This is a genomic window from Streptomyces camelliae (genome assembly GCF_027625935.1).
GTDB lineage: Bacteria > Actinomycetota > Actinomycetes > Streptomycetales > Streptomycetaceae > Streptomyces > Streptomyces camelliae.
On sequence record NZ_CP115300.1, the window covers coordinates 537819 to 558235 of the forward strand.

The following is a 20417-nucleotide window of genomic DNA, read 5'->3' on the forward strand; positions in this document are numbered from 1 at the left end:
CCGAGGGCGGGGGCGATCCGCTCCGGTACGGGACGGGCGGCGTCGAGCGGGGTCGGCTCGGCCGGCTGTGCGGGCCGGGCGGCCGTCTCCTTGAGATCGTGCGGGACCCCGAAGCACCGCGCGCGGCGCCATGCGGCGACGACCTCGTCCGGCACGCCGTCCGGCAGAGGACGCCGCGTCAGAAACCGCTCGCGCGCCGGGAGTGGAGGCAAGGAGAGGACAAGTTGTCGCGAAATGAGACAGCCGGACCCCGGCGCACCCCGCCATGATCGTGAATGTCTGAAGCCCGTTCTCTCTCAGGAGCGCCCGTGCCCACCGCCGTGGAGACCGACGTCCTGATCGTAGGCAGCGGCCCCGCCGGTGCCTCGGCCGCCCTCGCTCTGAGCACCTACGGCGTTCCCGACATCGTCGTGACCCGCTATGCGAGCCTCGCCGACACGCCTCGGGCGCACATCACCAACCAGCGCACGATGGAGGTGCTGCGCGACCTCGGCGTCGAACAGGACGTCATCGCCCAGGCCGCCCCAGGGGCACCTGATGGGCGACACGACCTTCTGCACCAGCCTGGCCGGCGGGGAACTGGGCCGGGTGCGGTCCTGGGGCAACGACCCGCTCGTCCAGGCCGCGCACGAGCTGGCGAGCCCGACCCGCATGTGCGACATGCCCCAGCACCTCATGGAGCCGGTCCTCGTCGACGCCGCCGTGGCCCGCGGCACCCGGCTGCGCTTCCAGACCGAGTACCTCTCCCACGCCAAGGACGCCGACGGTGTCACGGCCGCCGTCCGCGACCGGCTGCGCGGGGGCACGTACGAGATCCGCGCCACGTACCTCATGGGCGCGGACGGCGGGCGCTCGAAGGTCGCCAAGGACGCGGGCCTGCCGAGGGGCGGCCGGATGGGCGTCGCGGGCAGCATCAACATCGTCTTCGAGGCGGTCCTGGCCCGGTACACCGCGCACCGTCAACCCTGCTGACCGGCATCGGCGACGGCTGGCTGCGCGCGGCCGAGGCACAGCCGATCGCCATCGCCACCGTGGTCGTCGGCCTCGGGCAGGAGTGCGAGGACCTTACGGCGACTGGGCGCGGCTGAGCGAGGTGTCCGACGCGGGTGCCCTGCTGGTACGGCCCGACCGCTTCGTCGCCTTCCGGCACGCGTCGGCGGCTCCGGACGCCACGGCACTGCTGACGGACGCCCTGCGACGGATCCTCGGACACGCCTGAGCGAGCGGGAGCGACTCTCTCGTATGGCGCCGAAAGTGAACATCATGGCCCTCGCACTGCTCCGGCGCCGGCGTCGGCGGCCCAGGGACGCCTCGGCCGAGGCGGGGCGCGCTTCGACGGCGGCATCCGGATCGAACAGGACCTGACCCGGTCCCGGGTCCACGTCCGCATCGACGCGTCGAGCATCACCACGGGCAACAACGCCCGTGACAACCACCTGCGTTCGGCGGACTTCCTCGACGTCGAACGCTTCCCGTGCCTCGGCGTCGCGAGCACGCGCTTCGCCTGCCCGGGCGGCAGCAGAGGGCTGGAACCGGACGTACAGGCGATGTACCGGACCCACGACACGCCCCCACCTCCGGACTAGGCACCGTGGTGCCGGCCGGTGTCGGGTGAACCGCCCATCATGCGCAGCATGGACGGCCCGCCGGTCCGCAGGAACCGCACCAGGAGTACGGCGGCGAGGATGAGGAAGGCGATGTTGAGCCAGGTGGTGTAGTTCCAGCGGATGCCTTCCATGGGGACCTTCGCGTCGGCCTGGTCGGGGATCAGGCCGAGTCCGCCGAAGGCGAACTCCACGATGTATCCGGCGATGGCCATCGCGAGGTAGAAGGTGCCGAGGAGGAAGGCGGCCATCCTCGCTCCGTAGTACTTCCGGTAGATGTTCAGGATCGGCAGGATCAGCAGGTCGGCGAAGATGAACGCCACCACCCCGCCGAAGCTGATCCCTCCCTTCCACAGCACCACCGCCAGCGGCACGTTGCCGATGGAGCACACGAACGAGGCGATCGCCACCAGCGGGCCGACGAGGGGGCCCCACAGCCTGGCGGCGAGCGGGTGCCCGTCGAAGAAGAAGGTCCGCCAGAACGAGTCCGGGACCCAGGCGGCTACGGCGCCGGCGATGAGCAGACCGACGACCAGGTCGCGCAGGATCGCCGCCCACTCCATGACGAACACGTGACTGGTGGCGGTGAAACCCTCGCGGGAGAACAGGCGCCGGGCGAAGGAGCCGTCGCGCCGCACGGACATGTCCATCGCGGCGTGGCCCTCCATCGACCCGGCACGGCCCCGCTCCGCCTGTTCACGGGCCTGGCGCAGGAGCCCCGAGCGCAGGAACAGCCGGAACAGGACAGCCAGCGCGATGATCATGATCGGGCCGCCGACGAACTCGGCGACGGTGAACTGCCAGCCCATCAGCAGCGCCAGGATGACACCGAGTTCGACGACGAGGTTGGTCGAGGCGATCTCGAAGGCCATCGCGGCCGTGAAGTTGGCACCCTTGCGGAACAGTGACCGCGCCAGCGCCACGGCGGCGTAGGAGCAGGACGAGGACGCCACGCCCAGACCGGCGGAGAGGGCCAGGGTGCGGGGCCGGTCGTCGCCGAGCAGGGAAACGACGGTCGATGTGCGGACCACGGCCTGGACGACGGCGGACAGGGCGAATCCCAGGATCAGGGCCCAGGTGATCTCCCAGGTCATGGACCCCGTGATCGACAGTGCGTGCAGTACGGCGTGCATCTGTGAAGTCTTCCCTCCGCGGTGCGGCGTACGGCAGGCGGACACGCCCGCGGCCGGGGGTGCCTGCACGGGCAACGCCCGGCTCGGCAGGGCCTCGTCGCACGGTCCGTACCGTACGCCCCATGCCATTCTCACCATGGACATGCCATATTGAGGAGGGTCCATCCCCCACGAAAGGTCACCTCCATGGCATACAAACGCCTGGCGGGCCTGACCGCCGGTGCCCTCATCGCCGCCGCTGCCCTGCTGCCGCAGGTCGCGCAGGCCGGCACCGGCAAGGACGCCACAGCGGGCCGCGCCACCACCACCGGCCGCGCCCACGGCGGGCAGCGTACGGTCGTCATCTACCGCGTGCCCACACGCAATCCGCGCGCCGACGCCGAACGCCTCGTCGACTCCGGATACGACCTGCTGGAGAAACGGCAGGGCGACAGCCTCTTCGTCGCCGGTAACGCGTCGACCGCCGCCGGACTGCGACGGCTCGGCTTCACCCCGGCGATCGCCACCACCCTGACCGAGGCGGTCCCCTCCGCCACCGTGGCGCCGCACGCCGTCGGCGACACCTACGACGGTGGCTACCACACGGTCACCGCCCAGTACTCCCACATGGACAGCGCCGCGTCCCAACACCCCGATCTCGCCAAGGTGGTGACGTACGGGCAGTCGTGGCTCAAGAAGCAGGGCCGGGGCGGCCGCGACCTCAAGGCGATATGCATCACCAAGATCCAGGCGGGCGACTGCGCGCTCAGCCCGAACTCGGCCAAGCCCCGGTTCTTCCTGATGAGCCAGATCCACGCCCGCGAACTGACGACCGGTGAGATGTCGTACCGCTGGATCGACGCGCTGACCAACGGCTACGGCAAGGACTCGGCGATCACCCAGTTGATGAACACCACCGAGATGTGGGTCGTGCCGGACGCCAACCCCGACGGTGTCGACATGGTCGCGGCCGGCGGCGACAACCCCGTCCTGCAGCGCAAGAACGGCGACGACTCGCACGGCTCCCGGTGCGGGGTGAGCGCCTACAGCCAGATCGGCGTCGACCTGAACCGCAACGCCGGCACCCACTGGGACACCGCCGGCACCTCCAGCGCGCCCTGCGACCAGACCTACGGCGGTCCCGCGAGCGACTCCGAGGTGGAGAACACCGCGCTGGAGAACCTCTTCCGCGAGCTGTTCCCCGCGGTGCGCACCGGCACCAGCGACACCGCCCCAGCGCCGACGAACGCCAAGGGCATGATGATCACCATGCACAGCGACGCCAGCATGGTGCTCTTCCCCTGGGAGTACAAGGCCACCGTGCACACCGGCAACGACACCGCACTGCGCGCGCTCGCCGCCCACATGGCCTCGCTGACCGGCTATCAGTACGGCCAGGCGGGCGAGATCCTGTACAACGCCTCCGGCGGGACCGACGACTGGACCTACGACAAGCTCGGTCTGGCCAGCTTCACCATCGAGATCGGCGACAGCGACGGCGTCGGCTGCGACGGCTTCACTCCGGCGTACTCCTGCCAGGACAGCTACTTCTGGCCGAAGATCGAACCTGCCCTCCTGTACGCCGCCCAGCACGCCACGTCCCCGTACACGACCACGTCCGCCGGCGGTAACTGACACCCCGCGCCCCGGCGGCACCCATCATGGGCGTGTCCCTCCCACCGTCGCACCGGGAAGGGGCACGCCCTGTATGCCGCCGAGCATGCCGTCAGGGCAGACGGGGCAGCTCGTCCCGTGCCGCGTGACTGAGGATCCGCAAGTCCTCGGCGAACCGGTCGCGGTCCTCCGGCGGAAGCGGCTCCAGGAAGTAACGGCGGATATTCTCCACGTGCACACGGGAAGCGGCCACGGTGGTCTGCGCGCCCTTCCGGGTCAGCCGTACCAGTCGGCCGCGCCGGTCACCGGGGTCCTCGGCCCGCTCGACAAGTCCTGCCGCCTCCATCCGGTCCACCAAGCGCGTCGCGCCACCCGTGGTCAGCACCTGCTCCTGCGCGACGGCCCGCATCGACAGCCCCGGCTCACCGGCGCGCCCCAGAATCAGCAGCACCTCGTACATGAGGTGGCTGATACCGCACTCCTGCTCCAGGGACCGGCCCAGGATGTACCCCAACCGGTTCGCGGCACCCTGCAACCGCCCGAACGCCAGCACCAGCGCGTTGTTCGCGGCCTCCTGCGGCGTCGAGATCTCCGCCTGTTCCCGCACGGCTTCGCGCCCCTCTCCTCGTACCCGCACAGCTTGCGCTCGATCATGCCGCACGGCGGCCCGCGCCATGCTCACAGGTGGAGCGGCCGCGGCGGGGCTCGACTCGGACAAACTTTTCACACCGCGCGCGGCGGGAGCCACAGAGTGTGACGGAACGCTTCTCCCGCGGTCGGGGCCTTCTCCGCGGAGAGTTTCCGGTTGCAGGCTGTGGGGTGTGCCTGTGGGCTGGTGGGGAACGCGGTCCATCCGGGTGCGCACCGGGTGAGAGGAGCCCACGTGACTGCGTCGACGCCGGCGGCGGGCGGCCGTGACCAGGTCCCCCAGGAGGCCGGATACGAGCCGGACCCGCAGCGATGGCGGGCCCTGTGGGTGACCCTGGTGGCCGGCTTCATGAGCCTGCTCGACGTGACGATCGTGGCGGTCGCCCTGCCCACCATCCAGCGTGACCTGCGCGCCTCCGCCGCCGAGGTGCAGTGGGTGGTCTCCGGCTACGCCCTCACCTTCGCCCTCGCCCTCGTCACCGCCGGCCGCCTCGGTGACGCGCTGGACCGGCGCCGTATCTTTCTGCTCGCCCTCAGCGGCTTCGTGGTCTTCAGCGCGGCCTGCGGAGCGGCCCCCGACATCACGCTGCTGGTCGTGGCCCGGCTCGCCCAGGGACTGGCGGCCGGATTCATGGCCCCGCAGAACTCCGCACTGATCCAGCAGCTGTTCCGCGGCGCCGAACGCGGCCGCGCCTTCGGCTTCTTCGGCGCCACCGTCGGCATCTCCTCCGCCGTCGGCCCCCTCACCGGCGGCGCCATCCTCGCCCTGGCCTCCGGCGCCCAGGGCTGGCGCTGGATCTTCTACGTCAACGTCCCCATCGGCATCGTCGCCGTCCTCCTGGGCCGCCGCCTGCTGCCCCACGTCACCCGCTCCGGGCACCCGCGCGGCCGGGTGGACGCGCCCGGCATTCTGCTTCTCGGCCTCGGGGTCCTGGCGCTCATGTTCCCACTGGTCCAGGCGGAATCCGGGGGCATCGGCCGGCTGTGGTGGCTGTTTCCCGCCGGCGCCGTGCTCCTCGCCGTCTTCACCCGCCGACAGCACCGTCTCGTCGCCCGGGGCGGCCAGCCGCTGCTCGACCCGCGGCTGTTCACCACCGTGCGCGGCTACGCCGTCGGCACCGGAGTCGGCACCCTGTACTTCATCGGGTTCAGCGGTGTCTGGCTGGTCTTCGCGCTCTTCTACCAGCACGGTCTGGGCTACTCCCCGCTCCGCTCCGGGCTGGCCGTCACGCCCTTCGCCCTGGGCTCGGCGAGTGCCGCCGTGATCGCGGGCCGGCTCGTGGAGCGCTTCGGCCGCACACTCACCGTCTGCGGCCTGGTCAGCGTGATCGCCGGCCTGGGCGGCACCGCGCTGCTGCTGCGCTACGTGCCTTTGGACACGGCGCCCTGGGCCGCCGCTCCCCTGCTGTTCCTCGGCGGCACCGGCAGCGGCTTCGTGGTCTCCCCCAACATCACCATGACCCTGCGCGACGTCCCGGTCCGTATGGCCGGGGCCGCCGGCGGCGCCCTGCAGACCGGGCAGCGGCTCGGCGCCGCGCTGGGCACCGCCACGCTGCCCGGACTCTTCTACGTCACGCTCGGCAGGACCAGCGACTACCGAGGCGCGCTCGGCACCGCGCTGAGCGCCGCCCTCGTCGCCATGGCGGCGTCCCTGGCCCTCGCGTCGTTCGACTGGCGGCGCGACCGGCATCTGCGCAGACCATGCCGGAAGTGCCCCGACGAGGTCGCCAACAGCCCCGTGCACTCCCGGCAGACCTGAGCCGGCCCGCTACGACGGCAGGGTCCAGCGCTGGCCGACGCTGCCCGTGCAGGAGCCGAGGGTCAGCTGGGTCTTGTCGGTCGCGCCGTTACTGGTGTCGGTGAGGCAGAGGCCGGAGACCGGGTTGACCAGTTCGCCGGTGCTGTCGGGCCGCCACTGCTGGGCCTGGGTGCCGTTGCAGGTGTGGAGTTGGATCTTCGTGCCCGAGGTGGTCGCGCCGCCGGTGACGTCCATGCAGTCGTTCAGCACCTGCAGGGTGCCGTCGGGGACGACCTTCCAGGTCTGTGCGTTGGTGCCGTTGCAGGCGTGGGTCTGGATGGCCGTACCGTTCGAGGTGGCGGCGCCGGCGTCGTCGGCGCACTTGCCCGTCGCGGTCTCGGTGAGCGGGCCGCTGGGCTGGGCCACTCCCGTGCCCGGCGTGCCGTCGTAGGACGGCGGTGCGGCCGAGGCGTCCGAGGCCCACTGGGTGGCGGCGGTCGAGGAGAGGGTGAAGTCCAGCTCGGCGGACGAGCCGAGATACGAGGCAGGCACGTAGGCCTTGTTCCAGGCGGCGCCGTTGAGGGTCAAGGCCTGGACATACGGTGAACCGTCGGACGCCGCAGGGGCGTTGACGGTCAGGGTGTGCCCGCCCGCGGTGACGACGGCCGAGGTGAACAGGGGGCTGCCGATGGCCAGGTCGGCGGTGCCCGGTGTCTCCGGGTAGAGGCCGAGCGCCGACCAGACGTACCAGGCGCTCATCTCGCCGAGGTCGTCGTTGCCGGGCTCGCCGCCGGCGGTGTCGGCCCACAGCTGGTCCTGGACGGCACGCACCGTGGACTGCGTCTTGTACGGCTCGCCGACCCAGTCGTACTCCCACGGCAGCCCGATGCTGGGCTCGTTGCCCATGTTGGACTGGGTGCCGATGACGCTGCCCAGGCCCTGGTAGCCGCTGAGGACGCTGTCCAGGTACGACGCCAGGGACGAGGTGCCGCCCTCCAGCGACGCCAGCTTGGCGAGGTTGAACGGGATCATCGGGGTGTAGGTGAAGGCGTCGCCCTCGGCGAAGTCGTTGGCCGAGGTGCCGGTGATCAGCTTGGCGTTGAAGCCGTCCATCCAGCGGCCGTTGGAGTGCCGTGGCTGGATGTAGCCGGAGGAGGTGTTGAAGATGTTCTGCCAGTCCTGGGCCCGGTCCCGGAACTTCTTCTGGTTCGCGCTGTCGCCGAGTTCGCCCGCGAAGACCGACAGGGCGAAGTCGTCCGTGTCGTACTCAAGTTGGGTGGAGGTGGTGGCGTACTCGTGGCAGCAGCCGTACAGCGAGTTGGTGGGCAGGTAGCCGAAGGAGTCCAGGTACGTCACACCGGGGGTGACGTCGGTGTCGGTCGTCTGCTCCTTGATCATGGCGGCGAGGGCCGCGGCGGTGTCGAAGTTCCGTGCACCGAAGGCGTAGTAGTCGGCCAGCACGGGCACGGCCGGGTCGCCGACCATGATGTGTGTCTCGCCGGTGGCCATGCCCCACTTGGTGAGCGTGCCACCCTGCTGGTAGTCGTTGACGATCGACTGCGCCATGTCGGAGGCGGCCGACGGGTCGAGGAGCGCCGTGAGCTGCGCCTGGGAACGGTAGGTGTCCCAGTTGGAGAAGTCGGTGTACTGGGCGCCGTGGCCGGCGGTCACGGTGTGCACGGCGCCGTCGTAGCCGCGGTAGGAGCCGTCGGCGTCGCTGACCACGCTGGGGAAGAGCGAGGCGTGGTAGAGGGCGGTGTAGAAGACGCGCTGCTGGTCGCTGGTGCCGCCGCTGACCGTGATCTTCGACAGCTCGTCGCGCCATGCCGCCGTCGCGGCGGACTTGACGTCGGCGAAGGTCTTGCCGGTGACCTCGGCGTCCCGGTTGGCGGCGGCCTCGGCCGCCGACGTGTAGGAAATGCCGACCCGGGCCTCGACGGTGCGGCTGCTGGTGGTGTCGAAGGTGAGGTACTCGCCGCCGCTGTAGCCGCCGGCGGTGAAGGGGTGGTCGAAGGTGATCGCGAAGTAGACGGTGAAGGGGTTGGTGGCCTCGCAGAAGCCGGTGCTGGTCACCGAGCCGGTCACCGTGTCGCCGCCGATCACGTTCAGCGTCGAGGAGGCGTACGGGGTCTGGGTGCCGTTCAGTTTCAGCAGCAGGCCGGCCTGCGTGGTGGCGGGGAAGGTGAACTGGCCGATGCCCGCGTGCGTGGTCGTGGTGAGCGCGACGCCGGTGCTGTTGCCGAGGGCGACGGAGTAGGAGCCGGGTGACACCGTCTCGTTCGCGTGGGAGAACGACTCCGTCGTGGAGCCCGGGTCGGAGCCGATCGAGCCGACCACGGGCAGGATGGGCAGGTCCCCGGCCGCGTCGCAGCCGACGCCGGAGACATGGGTGAGGCTGAAGCCGGAGACGGCCGTGTCCGCGTAGTTGTATCCGCCGCCCTTGGGACGCGAGGTGGTGTCCGGGGACCACTGGATCATGCCGTGCGGGACATCGGCGCCGGGGAACGTGTTCCCGGCGCTGAAGTCGTTGTTCGCGCCGGTGCCGATGTACGGGTTCACCAGTGGCACGGGGTCGGTCACGGCCGCCGCGGCCCGTGCCGACGGGGCGAGTTGGCCGGGCAGGGCGAAGGCGAGTGCCATCGCGCCGGCCGCCAGTATCCGCAGCAGGGTGCGGGAGCGCAGGGTGTCAGCCACGGCCCTGCACCTCGCCGAGTACGCCGTTCGCCGGGGTGGTGATCCAGTCGGTGGAGACGTAGGAGGCGCCGTCGGCGGCGAGTTGGGCGACACGGGCCTGCGCGTCGGGCAGGGACGGTGCGGAGGAGCTGAGGACGGGCGGCACGTCGTAGGCGTCGGTGACGACCGTCAGATAGTGGTGGGTGTCGTACCACTGGGTGTCGCCGTCGCCGACCCAGGCGGCGGCGTCCGCGTCGAACACCACGAACCACGGACGCAGGCCGGTGTCGCTGTAGCGGCTGCGCGGGTCCACCGCCTGTGCGCCGAGCACGCTCGGGAAGACGGCCGCCCGGTCGATGGTCCCGGCGGCGTTCAGGTCCTTCAGGTGCTGGGCGTAGACGACGTCCACCCAGGTGGAGGCGGGGTCGACGGCCTGCTCGAAGGTGCCGGGGATGATCTCCACGATCGCCTTGCCGCTCAGGGCGGTGTATCCGGCCCAGTTGTTCGCGCGGGCGGCGGTGTCGAGGTCCGGGTAGCGGGTGCCGTCGCTCTTGGTGAGCAGGTCGGCGGGGGTGTAGAGGACGCTGCCGAGGTGGGCCTTGACGTAGGTGTCGAACGAGGCCGGGTTCATGCCGAGGGTGTTGTCGAACCCGTTCTTCATCTCGATCTTGACCATGACCGGGTGACTGGAGGGGTGGGCCTGCAGCCAGATCCGGATGTCGTCGAGGCAGCTGTCCAGGTTCTGGTTGCGGTCGCCGGTGTAGAGGTCGGCGGGCGTGCTCGCCTGGACGCAGTTGTTGTCGCTGCCCAGCGGGTTGCTGTGGCTCACGTTCCACTTGCCGGTGAACACGTTGGCCCAGGTGTCCAGTTCCACCAGGGAGGTGCCGGTGTCCAGGGCATCGGCGAGGTAGGTGTACGCCGGCTTGTCGTTGTACGTGTTGTGGATGCCGGTGCCGGACATCTCGGCCAGCGTCGCTCCGCCGAGGCCGTCGGCGTGGGCGGACGGCATCGTTGTCAGGGCGAGCAGCAGAGCCGAGACGGCCGGCAACGCGGCCCGCACTCTTCGACGAACGCGAATCATGTGCATGCCAATCCCTCTCACGCAGTGCCCGGTGGTCGCGCAGAGCCTAGAGGGGACGGGCGTCCATTCGCTACGCCCCGGTAACCGCTTTCCCAACATCCCGGAACCGTTACGGGTGTGACGCGACGGCACTACTCCGACGGCGACCAGGGAGCGGACAGCAGATCGGCAACGCTGCGCCGGTCACGGCCCAACGGCGCCTCTCCTGCCGCCTTGCCCACCGCGATCATGGAGACGATCGCCCAACCCGGGTTCGGACGCAGCTCTTTGGTGAGGCCTTCCAGATCGAAGGCACGGAACTGATGGACGGCCAGTCCCATCGCCTGGGCCTGGACGGTCATGTGGGCGATGGCCTGGCCGAGGTCGTAGTCCGCGAACTCGGAGTACAGCAGCTCCGTGTCGCCGACGTGACGGCGCGTCAGCGTGACGACGAGCAGGCCCGCGTCGGCCGCCCACCGGGCCGAGCTGGGCGCGAGGTGGGGCACGACCCGCTCGTGCTCCGGCTCACCGGGCCGGCTCGTGAAGAAGCCCCATGGCTGGGAGTTCCCGGCGGACGGTGCCCACCGCGCGGCTTCCAGCAGCAGGCCCAGGGAGCGGTCGTCGACGGTGGCCGAAGGATCGAACCGGGAGGGGCTGAACCGTCCCGCCAGCAGGGGATGGAGGCCGGGCGGTTCCTGATCATGTCGCATGCCGTGGTCCAACCGGGCGCCGTACGGGTGTATTCCGTGGCAAGCGGTTCGGCATGCTCACAGCAGGGCCTCGGCGGTGGTCGGGGCTCGCTTCCATGGTCGTCGCCAGAGTCGAGCAGTGACGACGGCCACCTCCCTTTCATCGGGTCACAGCGCGGGATAGGCGGGGAAGGAGCAGCTCGGGACGGAACCGCTGCCGCTGACCGAGCTGGTGGTGACGCCCGTCCCGGAGGGCGTGATGTCGCTGTCGTACAGGCCGATCGTCGCGTACGACGCCGTGTACGCGGTGGCGTCCAGGCTCACGTTCTGCAGTGTCAGCCCCAGCGGATGGCCGGAGTCGAGCCCGACGAAGGTGGACTTGGCGCCGGAGAGGGAACTGGTCGCCTTCAGCCCGTCGACCGTTTCCGCCAGGTCCGCCCGCCCGGTCCCGCAGCCGTGCCACGCCTCCCTTCTCGAATCCCATCGCGACTCCGCAGAACAGCGCGAGCCTGTCATCGGCTCCGACCGTCTCGCTGACCGTCTTGCGGTACATCGTCCACATCACCTGCGGGCAGCTGTGCAGCCCTTCCGCCCTCAGCAACAGCATGACTGTCTGCAAGACCGGCGCCCCGAACGCCTACGAGTTCAAAGCGGCGATCTTCCTGGGCCGGTCGAGGTCGTCGCGCTCGATGCCCGGCATCGCGTACCGCTGGGGAGCACGCGTCGCCGCGGACAGCACGCGTTCGAGTATCTCCCTGGCCACCGGTTCATCGCTGAACGCCCGCACGGCCCGGCGACTGGCCACGGCCTCGTACACATCCACGCGTTCTCGTCCTGTCACTCGGTCTTCAGCGGGGAAAGCAGTTGTTCTTCAGCTGGTTTCCCTGAACGATCCAGGTGTGACCACGCTGTTTCTGATGGTCGGCCTGCCCGGGGCCGGGAAGACCACGAGGGCCCGGCGGCTGGCCGTGGAGCACAGGGCGCTGCGGCTGACGCCTGACGAGTGGATGATTCCGCTGTTCGGCACGCCGGAGGCGGACGGTAAGCGCGATGTGCTGGAAGGACGGCTGCTCTCGGTCGCCATGGAGGTGCTGCGGCTCGGCACCAGCGTGGTCCTGGACTTCGGCTGCTGGTCCCGTGACGAGCGCGCCGCGATCCGCTGGTTGGCGGAATCCGTGGGCGCCTCTTTCCGGCTCGTCTACGTGCCCGTGGACGTGGCGACCCAACGCGCGCGGATCGCCCATCGCCAGTCCACCACCCCGGAGCAGACCTTCCCGATCAACGAGGCGGACCTGCTGCGCTGGAGGACGCAGTTCGAGGAGCCCGACACCCGGGAACTCGACGGGCGTGCGGTCGCGGGTCCGCCGCCCGGGTGGGCGGGGTGGCTGGAGTGGGCTGCCGATCGGTGGCCGTCATTCGCGTGACCGTCCGGTGCTGCGGTCCCGTCAGTCCTCGCGGTCGCTCTGCCAGTCGAGCAGCTTGACCCGGCCGACCGTGTCGATGTGCGTGTGCATGGCGCGCGCCGCCTCCTCGGAGTCGCCCGCGCGGATCGCCTCGGCGACCTGGCGGTGCTGTTCGAGGGAGCGAGCGGGGCGGCCCGGCTGGCGCAGGGACTCGGTGCGGCTCTCGGCGATGGAGAGGGAGATCTCCGCCATGAAGTCGGCGAGCAGCGTGCTGTGCGCGGCAGCGGTGACGGCGGCGTGGAAGCGCTGGTCCTCGTCGACGGCGAGCTCTCCGCGGTCGACGGCGTCCGCCATCGCGGTCAGCGCGGCGTCGATCGCGACAAGGTCCTCCTCGGTGCGGCGCAGCGCGGCGAGGGCGGCGAGCTTGGTCTCCAGGGCGTCGCGGGCGTCCAGGACGTCCGGCAGCCGCCGGCGCCGGTCGATCATCGTCTCCAGCGGCTCGGCGTTGAGCCGGTCGCGCAGCAGATAGGTGCCGCCTCCATGGCGGACCTCGACCAGTCCCTGTACCTCCAGGGCCACGATCGCCTGCCGTACCGAGGTACGGCTCACCCCCAGGCGGTCCGCCAGGTCCCGTTCGGGCGGTAGCCGGTCGCCGGCCTTGAGCCCCTCCGCCGTGACGTACTCCCGTAGGCGCTCCACCACCTGCTCGTACAGGCGGGGCCGTGCCAGTGGACGCAGCGACTCGCTCACGGACGCAGATCCCTTCCCCGTGCGGAGTTGTCCCTGTTTCAAGCACCGACCCTTGACAGCCGGTCGGCGCCGCTCAACACTCTAGCCCACCGGTCCAGTGGTCCAGTGGTCCATCCAATTTCCCCGCCACGCCGCCGCCCAGCTGACCGCCCACAGCTGTTCGCCCAGAGAAAGGCCCGTGCAGGCATGACCGCAGCGCCGCACACCGTCCCCGACTCCGCCGCACCGGATCCCGACTCCCCCGCCGCCCTCGCCGGAATCCGCGTCCTCGACCTGTCCCGCATCCTGTCGGGCCCCGTGGCCACGATGGTCCTGGCCGACCTCGGGGCCGACGTCATCAAGGTCGAGGACACCAAGGACGGCGACGACACCCGTCAGTGGGCACCGCCGTACCAGGGAGACCAGTCCGCCTACTTCCTCGCCGCCAACCGCAACAAGCGCGGCATCAGCGTGGACCTCAAGACCGAGCAGGGCCGGGAGTTCGTGCTCCGGCTGGCCGACCGCGCCGACGTGGTCGTGGAGAACTTCCGGCCCGGCACCGCCGACCGGCTCGGCCTGGGATACGACGCCCTGGCCGCCCGCAACCCTCGTCTGGTGTACGCGTCCATCTCCGGCTACGGGCAGACCGGGCCATGGGCGTCCCGGCCCGGGTACGACGCCATCGCCCAGGCCCAGAGCGGCATGATGAGCATCACCGGCGAGGCCGGCGGTCCGCCTCTGCGCCCCGGCGTCGCCACGGCCGACATCGGCGCCGGGATGTGGGCGGCCATCGGCATCCTCGCCGCCCTGCACGCCCGTGAGTCCACCGGCCGGGGCCAGCACGTCGACGTCTCGCTGCTGGACGGTCAGCTCGCCTGGCTCACCTATGTGGCCGGCGGCTGGTTCGCCAGCGGCTCCGCACCGGGCCCGCACGGCTCCGCCCACCCCACCATCGTCCCCTACCAGGCCCTGCCCACCGCCGACGGCCATCTCATGATCGCCGCCGGTAACGACAAGCTCTTCCAGCGCCTCACCGAGGTTCTCGGCGTACCGGATCTCGCCGCCGATCCGCGGTTCGCGGGCAACCCCGACCGGGTGCGCCACCGGGACGAGCTGATCCCCCTGCTGGAAGCGCGGCTGGCGCGGTGCGGCAGCGCCGAATGGGCCGCGCTGCTGGACGCGGCCGGCGTGCCCTGCGCCCCGATCGCCACGGTGGCAGACGCGCTGAGCAGCCCTCAGGCGCGGGCCCGGAACATGGTCGTGGAGCTGGACCACCCGACCGCCGGGCGGCTGCGCACCGTAGGTTCCCCGCTGAAACTGGGCCACACCCCGGCCCGTTTCCACAGCGCGCCGCCCTTGCTCGGCCAGCACACCGACGAGGTCCTCGCCGAAGCGGGGTACACGCCGCAGGAGACGGCCGACCTGCACACGGCAGGGGCCGTCCGATGACCGGCCACCACGCACTCGACGCCGTGCCCGACTCGGGCACACCCCGCGCACCTCACCAAGGCGGCACGAGCGCACACACATCGCACTCACACAGCCACCTGCACGCGACCGGGGCCATCCGATGACCGGCCACCGGACAGCCGGCCTCGTACCGGACTCGGCCACACCACGCGAACCTCACCAGGACGCCGAGGGCACATACCCATCGCGCTCGCGCGGCCACGACACACCGGCGGACCGCCACCACGGCACCACCCCCGGCACCCGGGCCGACGGCGCGATCAGTGTCCGGCGCGACGGCGCGATCGTCACCGTGCGGGTCGGCACCGGCCGCCGGGCCAACGCCCTCGCCACTCGCGACTGGCACGCCCTGGCCGGAGTCTTCGAGGCCCTCGCCGAGGACGCGGAGCTGGGCGCCGTCGTCGTCGCCGGGCGCGGCTCGGCCACCTTCAGCGCCGGGTCGGACATGCGGGAATGGCTGTCCGCCGAACCCGCCGGGATCGACGCGAGCTTCGCGGCCATGGAAAGCGCGCTGAGGGCCGTCGAACGCCTCCCCGTCCCGGTCGTCGCCCAGGTCCGCGGCTCGGCCGTCGGGGCTGGGTGCCAGCTGGCCTGTGCCTGCGATCTGCGGATCGTCGCCGACGACGCCGCCCTCGGGATGCCGATCGCCCGCTGGGGCATCCTCGTACCTCCCGCCTTCGCCGCCCGCCTCGCCCTGCTCACCGGCCCCGCCACGGCCCGCGATCTCCTGCTGACCGGACGGCTGGTGGACGGCACGGAAGCGGTACGGCTCGGCCTGGCCACCGCCAGCGTCCCGGCCACGGACCTCGATGCGGCCACCGCCGATCTGGTCGCCGCGATCACCCGGCACCCGCCGACCGCGATCCGGGCCGCCAAGCGCGCCGTCGACGCCGTCATCGCCCCCACCCGCGAACGCCTGCACCGGCTCGCCCCCGGTCCGGCCGCCGACTACGACAGCATGCGCCTGAGTCTCGGCTCTTTCCTCTCCGCCGTCAGCAGCGCAGGCTGACCCCCAGCCGACACACGTCCCCGCACCACCGTCCCCATCGTCACTCTCCCCAGAGCCGAATCGAGGTCCCTGTGACGATCAACGAACGCACCACCGTGTCCACCGGCGCTCCCGACCGCAGAGAACGCCTCACCAAAGCCCAACGCCACGCCTTCTGGGGTTCGTTCGGCGGCTGGGCCATGGACGGGTTCAACTGGACCATCTTCGGGCTGGTCCTCGCCCCCACCATGGACACCCTCCTCCCCCGCGCCGGCATCGCCGCCACGCCCGAGAACATCGGCTGGTACGGCCAGATCAGCGCCGCTCTCTTCCTGCTCGGCTGGGGCTGCTCCGCGATCTGGGGCCCGATCGCGGACCGCTTCGGCCGCAAACCCGCGATGATGGCCTCGATTCTGATGTACGCGGTCTTCACCGCGCTGGCCGGCATCGCCTCCAATCTCTGGGAATGGAACGCCTACCGCTTCCTCGCCGCGGTCGGCGTCGGCGGTGAATGGGCGATGGCCGGCACCCTGCTGTCCGAGGTCATGCCCGAACGCGTGCGGGAACGCTTCGGCGGGCTGATGCACTCCGCCGCGTACTTCGGCGTGCTCGCCGTCTCCGCCGTCTACCTCCTGGCCGGACCCGAACTCGGCTGGCGCGGCATGTTCCTCCTCGGCGGCATCCCGGCCCTCGCGGTCTTCCTCATCCGCCGCACCACCCCCGAGCCCGAGCGCTGGCAGGAGAACGCCGACGCCCGGCTCCAGCGCTCCTTCTGGCAGCCGGTCGTCGAGGTGCTCACGCCCCCGTACCGCTCCCGCACGATCGGCAATCTGCTGCTCCTCGTGGTGTGCGTGATCGGCCTGTGGGCCGGCTCGACCTACGTCCCCACCGCCATGAACAACCTCTCCGCGTACGCCGGTTACGGCCACACCGCCGCCGTCCGGCTGGCCGGCGTCTCCTCGATGACGGTCGCCGCTTTCACCATCCTCGGCTGCTTCGCCGTACCGCGCCTGGCCGGGCGGCTCGGCCGGCGCGGCGCCCTGGCCGTCCTGTTCGCGCTGATGATCGTGGGCACGGTCGGCGCCTACGGTGTCGCCTATCCCCTGCACTCGATCGCGCTGACCTTCATCTTCCTTCCGGTACTGGGCCTCGGCGGGGCGAGCTTCGCGGTCTTCACGATCTGGCTGCCCGAGCAGTACCCGACCCGGATGCGCGCCACCGCATTCGCGCTCACCACGACCTTCTCCCGCTGGGTGGCCGCGGCCGGCACCTTCCTCATCGGCTACGGCATCCACGCCACCGGCTCGCTCACCGTCCCGCTCACCCTCACCGCCGTCGTCTTCGTCATCGGGATGGGCCTGGTCCGGCTGGCTCCCGAGACCCGGGACCAGCCGCTTCCCTCCTGACGGCGGCGCCGGACAGGCGTGGGTCCCGTTCCTGCCGGGCCGGCGGGAACGGGACCCACGCCTGTCCGGCGTACGGAGACCTCATCAGGTGGACTCGCGGACCACGAGCCGGCACGGCACTGTCCGCACCCCCGGCGACGCCTCCCCCGCGTCGATCGCTTCGAGCAGGCGCAGGGCCGCGATCCGCCCGATCTCCGCGATGTTCATGTCGATCGTGGTGAGCGGGGGACGGCTGGCCAGGGCCATGGTGTCCCAGTTGTCGTAGCCGACGACCGCGATGTCCTCGGGGACGCCGACGCCCCGCTCCCGCAGCGCGTCGGTGACACCGCGGGCGATCTGGTCGTTGCCGCAGAAGAAGGCGTCCGTGCCGGGGGTCGTGCGCAGCACCGCGTCGGCGGCGCGGCGGCCCCATGCCTCGCTCCACTCGCCGAAGTGGACACGTCCGGTGGACAGCTCCAGGCCGGCCTCCCCCAGGTGCGCCACGGCGTGGCGGGCCCGGTCGCGGGCGGCCGCGTGGTGCTCGGGGCCGGTGACGTGGGCGATGCGGGTGCGTCCGGTGGACAGCAGGTGCTCCACGGCCAGCTCGGCGCCGCCCTTGTCGTCCGTGACGACGGACATGTCACCGGGGTCGGTGGAGGGCGAGAGCGCGTAGACCACCGGTATCGACTCCAGGCCGGTGATGCCGGTCAGCGGCGGGCGCGGGTCGGTGCGGCGGCCGGTGACGATGATGCCGTCGACCCGGCGGTCCATGAGGTTGCGCAGGTGGTGCTGTTCGCGGATGGCGTCGCCGCGCGTGTCGCACAGCAGGACCGAGATCTTGCCGGCGCCGAGGGCGTCCTCGGCGCCGAGGAGGACCGGGGTGCTGAAGCGGCCGATGCCGTCGGTGGTCATCAGGCCGACGGTCCAGCTGCGGCCGGTGTGCAGGCTCTGGGCGTGCTGGTTGGGGCGGAAGCCGAGGGCCTCCACCGCGTCCAGCACGCGCTGGCGGGTCTCCGGGCGCATCCGGCCGGCGCCGCTGAGCGCCTTGGAGGCCGTGCCCACACTGACGCCGGCGAGCGCGGCGACGTCGGCGAGCCGGGCCCGGCCGGTGGACGGAGAGCCTGGAGCACCAGCGGGAGCGGTCACGAGCAAACCTTTTCCTTGACGACGGCGACGCCGCCCATCGTGACAGGCACGGGAGGTCTACGCCAACCCCTGCACGACACGGAAAATCTCTTGCCGCACCTCTTGACCGAAGAGTGTCGCTGCCCTCTACTTCTCGCTCAGGAAAACGATTGCCCACTTGCTTTCCCGTTGCTCACACCCCGCTTCCCCTCGGAGAGCCATGCCCCGCACACGCTCCGTCCCGCCCGCCCCCGCCGCTGCCGTGGGTCCGGTCCGACTCGGTCCGGGCGCCCGTGCCGCGCTGCGTCCCGCCGCCGCCGGCATCGACGCGGGCTTCTGGCACGCCCGGCGCGAGGTCAACGCCCGTACCTCCATCCCGCAGGGCCCCGGCCTGCTGGAGTCCGCGGGCAATCTGCACAACCTGCGGCTCGCGGCCGGCACCGCCGAGGGCGAGTTCCAGGGGGCGTACCCCTTCGTCGACACGGACGTCTACAAGTGGCTGGAGGCCGCGGCCTGGCAGCTCGCCCAGGAGGCCGACGAGGAGCTGGAAGCGCACGTCGACCGCATCACCCGGCTCGTCGCCGCCGCCCAGCAGCCCGACGGATACCTCAACACCTGGTTCCAGCTGGTCAAGGGGGGCGAGCGGTACCAGGACCTGCGCTGGGGGCACGAGCTGTACTGCGCGGGGCACCTCATCCAGGCCGCCGTCGCGCACCACCGCGCCACCGGCCGCACCGAACTCCTGGACGTGGCCGTGCGGTTCGCCGACCACATCGACTCCGTCTTCGGACCGGCCGGCAGCGGCAAACCCCTCGACGGCATCGACGGCCACCCCGAGATCGAGACCGCGCTCGCCGAGCTGTACCGGGAGACCGGCGAGCGGCGCTATCTCGACCTGGCCGCCTACTTCGTGGACCGCCACGGCCACGGCCTGCTCGGCGGCGACGCCTACTGCCAGGACCGCGTCCCGCTCAGGGAGGCGACGAACGTGGAGGGCCACGCCGTACGCCAGTTGTATCTGCTGGCCGCTGCCGCCGACCTCGCCACCGAGGCCGGGGACGATGAACTGCGCACCGCCGCCGAGCGGTTGTGGCAGGCCATGACCACCACCAAGACCCATGTCACCGGCGGGCTCGGCGCCCACCACGACAAGGAGGACTTCGGCGACCCGTACGAACTGCCCAACGAGCGCGCCTACTGCGAGACCTGCGCCGCCATCGCCTCCGTCCAGTGGAGCTGGCGCATGGCCCTGCTCACCGGCGAGGCCCGCTACAGCGACCTGATCGAACGCACCCTGTACAACGGCTTCCTGGCCGGAGTGTCGCTGGACGGCGAGCGCTGGCTGTACGTCAACCCGCTCCAGGTCCGCGACGGCCACACCGACCCCGGCGGCGACCAGTCCGCCCGCCGCACCCGCTGGTTCCGCTGCGCCTGTTGCCCGCCCAACGTGATGCGGCTGCTGGCCTCGCTGGAGCACTACCTGGCCAGCACCGACGACGGCGGCCTCCAGATCCACCAGTACGTCACCGGCCGCTACCGCGGGGACGGCATCACCGTCGGCTGCGCGACCGAGTACCCCTGGAACGGCACGATCGCCCTCACCGTCGAGGAGACCCCGGACGAGGGCCCCTGGACGCTGTCCCTGCGCATCCCGCAGTGGTGCCGTGACGTACGCGTGCGGTGCGGCGAGGAGTCGTACGACGGTCCGGTGACCGATGGCTGGCTGCGGCTGGAGCGGACCTGGGCCGTCGGTGACCGGGTGGTCCTGGAGCTCGGGCTGGAGCCCCGCCTCACCGCGGCGGACCCCCGGGTGGACGCCGTACGCGGCTGCGTGGCCATCGAACGCGGCCCGCTCGTGTACTGCCTGGAGCAGGCCGACCACCCCGGTGGCGGCCTGGACGACATCGTCGTGGACACCACGGGACCCCTCGGCGTGAAGCACCGCCCGGACCTGCTCGGCGGTGTCACCACGGTCGTGGCCGCGGGCCGCAGGCAGCGGATCCGGGACGCGGGCTGGTGGCCGTACACCCCGTACCTCCCGCAGGGCACGTCCCCCGCAGACCCCACACCGGGTTCGCCCGACAGCGAGCCCGTCGAGTTGACCGCCATCCCCTACTACGCCTGGGCCAACCGCGAAGACGGCAGCATGCGCGTCTGGCTGCCCACCTCCTGACTCCTC

15 protein-coding genes and 3 pseudogenes are annotated in these 20417 nt (G+C 71.3%); 10 read left to right on the forward strand and 8 right to left on the reverse strand.

The window, feature by feature from the left end; genetic code table 11:
* Window positions 1–275 precede the first annotated feature (275 nt).
* From O1G22_RS44730 to O1G22_RS02580, 3 genes and pseudogenes are all read left to right on the forward strand, one after another.
* Window positions 276–960: pseudogene (locus O1G22_RS44730) on the forward strand (FAD-dependent monooxygenase); the annotation flags it as partial.
* Between the two features lie 94 nt (window positions 961–1054).
* On the forward strand, window positions 1055–1219 hold the full coding sequence (locus O1G22_RS02575; RefSeq protein WP_270079760.1) for an aromatic-ring hydroxylase C-terminal domain-containing protein: 165 nt from the start codon (window positions 1055–1057) through the stop codon (window positions 1217–1219).
* A gap of 109 nt (window positions 1220–1328) precedes the next feature.
* Window positions 1329–1586, forward strand: a pseudogene (locus O1G22_RS02580) (YceI family protein); the annotation flags it as partial.
* Here O1G22_RS02580 and O1G22_RS02585 read toward each other — a convergent pair.
* Entirely contained in the window at window positions 1583–2737 is a 1155-nt protein-coding gene (locus O1G22_RS02585; protein WP_270079761.1) for a permease, read from the reverse strand. The pseudogene O1G22_RS02580 and the gene O1G22_RS02585 sit on opposite strands and share 4 nt — an antisense overlap.
* A 186-nt stretch (window positions 2738–2923) precedes the next feature.
* Between O1G22_RS02585 and O1G22_RS02590 the strand changes: the two genes are divergently transcribed.
* Window positions 2924–4351 carry a M14 family zinc carboxypeptidase gene (locus tag O1G22_RS02590; protein ID WP_270079762.1) on the forward strand — a complete coding sequence of 476 codons (1428 nt, stop codon included), beginning with the start codon at window positions 2924–2926 and terminating at the stop codon, window positions 4349–4351.
* A gap of 91 nt (window positions 4352–4442) precedes the next feature.
* Here the strand turns inward: O1G22_RS02590 and O1G22_RS02595 are convergent, their stop codons facing one another.
* On the reverse strand, window positions 4443–4937 hold the full coding sequence (locus O1G22_RS02595) for a MarR family winged helix-turn-helix transcriptional regulator (protein WP_270079763.1): 495 nt from the start codon (window positions 4935–4937) through the stop codon (window positions 4443–4445).
* Window positions 4938–5213: 276 nt separating this feature from the next.
* On the opposite strand from O1G22_RS02595, the gene O1G22_RS02600 reads away from it, so the two are divergent.
* Complete coding sequence (locus O1G22_RS02600) at window positions 5214–6737, forward strand: MFS transporter (RefSeq protein ID WP_270079764.1); 1524 nt, start codon at window positions 5214–5216, stop codon at window positions 6735–6737.
* Between the two features lie 9 nt (window positions 6738–6746).
* Here O1G22_RS02600 and O1G22_RS02605 read toward each other — a convergent pair whose 3' ends face one another.
* The 4 genes and pseudogenes from O1G22_RS02605 to O1G22_RS02620 all read right to left on the reverse strand — a co-directional run.
* Complete coding sequence (locus O1G22_RS02605; protein WP_270079765.1) at window positions 6747–9410, reverse strand: lectin; 2664 nt, start codon at window positions 9408–9410, stop codon at window positions 6747–6749.
* Window positions 9403–10470, reverse strand: coding sequence for a PI-PLC domain-containing protein (locus O1G22_RS02610; RefSeq protein WP_270079766.1), 1068 nt, complete (start codon window positions 10468–10470; stop codon window positions 9403–9405). The genes O1G22_RS02605 and O1G22_RS02610 overlap by 8 nt, the downstream gene beginning before the upstream one ends.
* Before the next feature lie 131 nt (window positions 10471–10601).
* On the reverse strand, window positions 10602–11159 hold the full coding sequence (locus O1G22_RS02615) for a nitroreductase family protein (RefSeq protein WP_270079767.1): 558 nt from the start codon (window positions 11157–11159) through the stop codon (window positions 10602–10604).
* Window positions 11160–11555: 396 nt separating this feature from the next.
* Window positions 11556–11961: pseudogene (locus O1G22_RS02620) on the reverse strand (nitroreductase family protein); the annotation flags it as partial.
* Between the two features lie 76 nt (window positions 11962–12037).
* On the opposite strand from O1G22_RS02620, the gene O1G22_RS02625 reads away from it, so the two are divergent.
* Window positions 12038–12562: a P-loop nucleotide/nucleoside kinase family protein gene (locus O1G22_RS02625; protein WP_270079768.1), complete on the forward strand. Its 525-nt coding sequence runs from the start codon at window positions 12038–12040 to the stop codon at window positions 12560–12562.
* A gap of 21 nt (window positions 12563–12583) precedes the next feature.
* Here O1G22_RS02625 and O1G22_RS02630 read toward each other — a convergent pair whose 3' ends face one another.
* The gene (locus O1G22_RS02630) at window positions 12584–13291 is read right to left on the reverse strand and encodes a FadR/GntR family transcriptional regulator (RefSeq protein ID WP_270079769.1); all 708 of its coding nucleotides are present in this window, start codon (window positions 13289–13291) and stop codon (window positions 12584–12586) included.
* Window positions 13292–13477: 186 nt separating this feature from the next.
* On the opposite strand from O1G22_RS02630, the gene O1G22_RS02635 reads away from it, so the two are divergent.
* The 3 genes from O1G22_RS02635 (at window position 13478) to O1G22_RS02645 (ending at window position 17134) form a co-directional block, all read left to right on the forward strand.
* Window positions 13478–14719 carry a CaiB/BaiF CoA transferase family protein gene (locus O1G22_RS02635; RefSeq protein WP_270079770.1) on the forward strand — a complete coding sequence of 414 codons (1242 nt, stop codon included), beginning with the start codon at window positions 13478–13480 and terminating at the stop codon, window positions 14717–14719.
* Between the two features lie 121 nt (window positions 14720–14840).
* A complete protein-coding gene (locus O1G22_RS02640; protein ID WP_270079771.1) occupies window positions 14841–15749 on the forward strand; it encodes an enoyl-CoA hydratase/isomerase family protein in 909 nt (302 codons plus the stop codon).
* 71 nt (window positions 15750–15820) lie between these two features.
* The gene (locus O1G22_RS02645; RefSeq protein WP_270079772.1) at window positions 15821–17134 is read left to right on the forward strand and encodes an MFS transporter; all 1314 of its coding nucleotides are present in this window, start codon (window positions 15821–15823) and stop codon (window positions 17132–17134) included.
* Window positions 17135–17218: 84 nt separating this feature from the next.
* Here O1G22_RS02645 and O1G22_RS02650 read toward each other — a convergent pair whose 3' ends face one another.
* The gene (locus O1G22_RS02650) at window positions 17219–18259 is read right to left on the reverse strand and encodes a LacI family DNA-binding transcriptional regulator (RefSeq protein ID WP_270079773.1); all 1041 of its coding nucleotides are present in this window, start codon (window positions 18257–18259) and stop codon (window positions 17219–17221) included.
* A 199-nt stretch (window positions 18260–18458) separates the two neighbouring features.
* Here O1G22_RS02650 and O1G22_RS02655 point away from each other — a divergent pair, with 199 nt between their 5' ends.
* Entirely contained in the window at window positions 18459–20411 is a 1953-nt protein-coding gene (locus O1G22_RS02655; protein WP_270079774.1) for a glycoside hydrolase family 127 protein, read from the forward strand.
* Window positions 20412–20417: the final 6 nt, after the last annotated feature.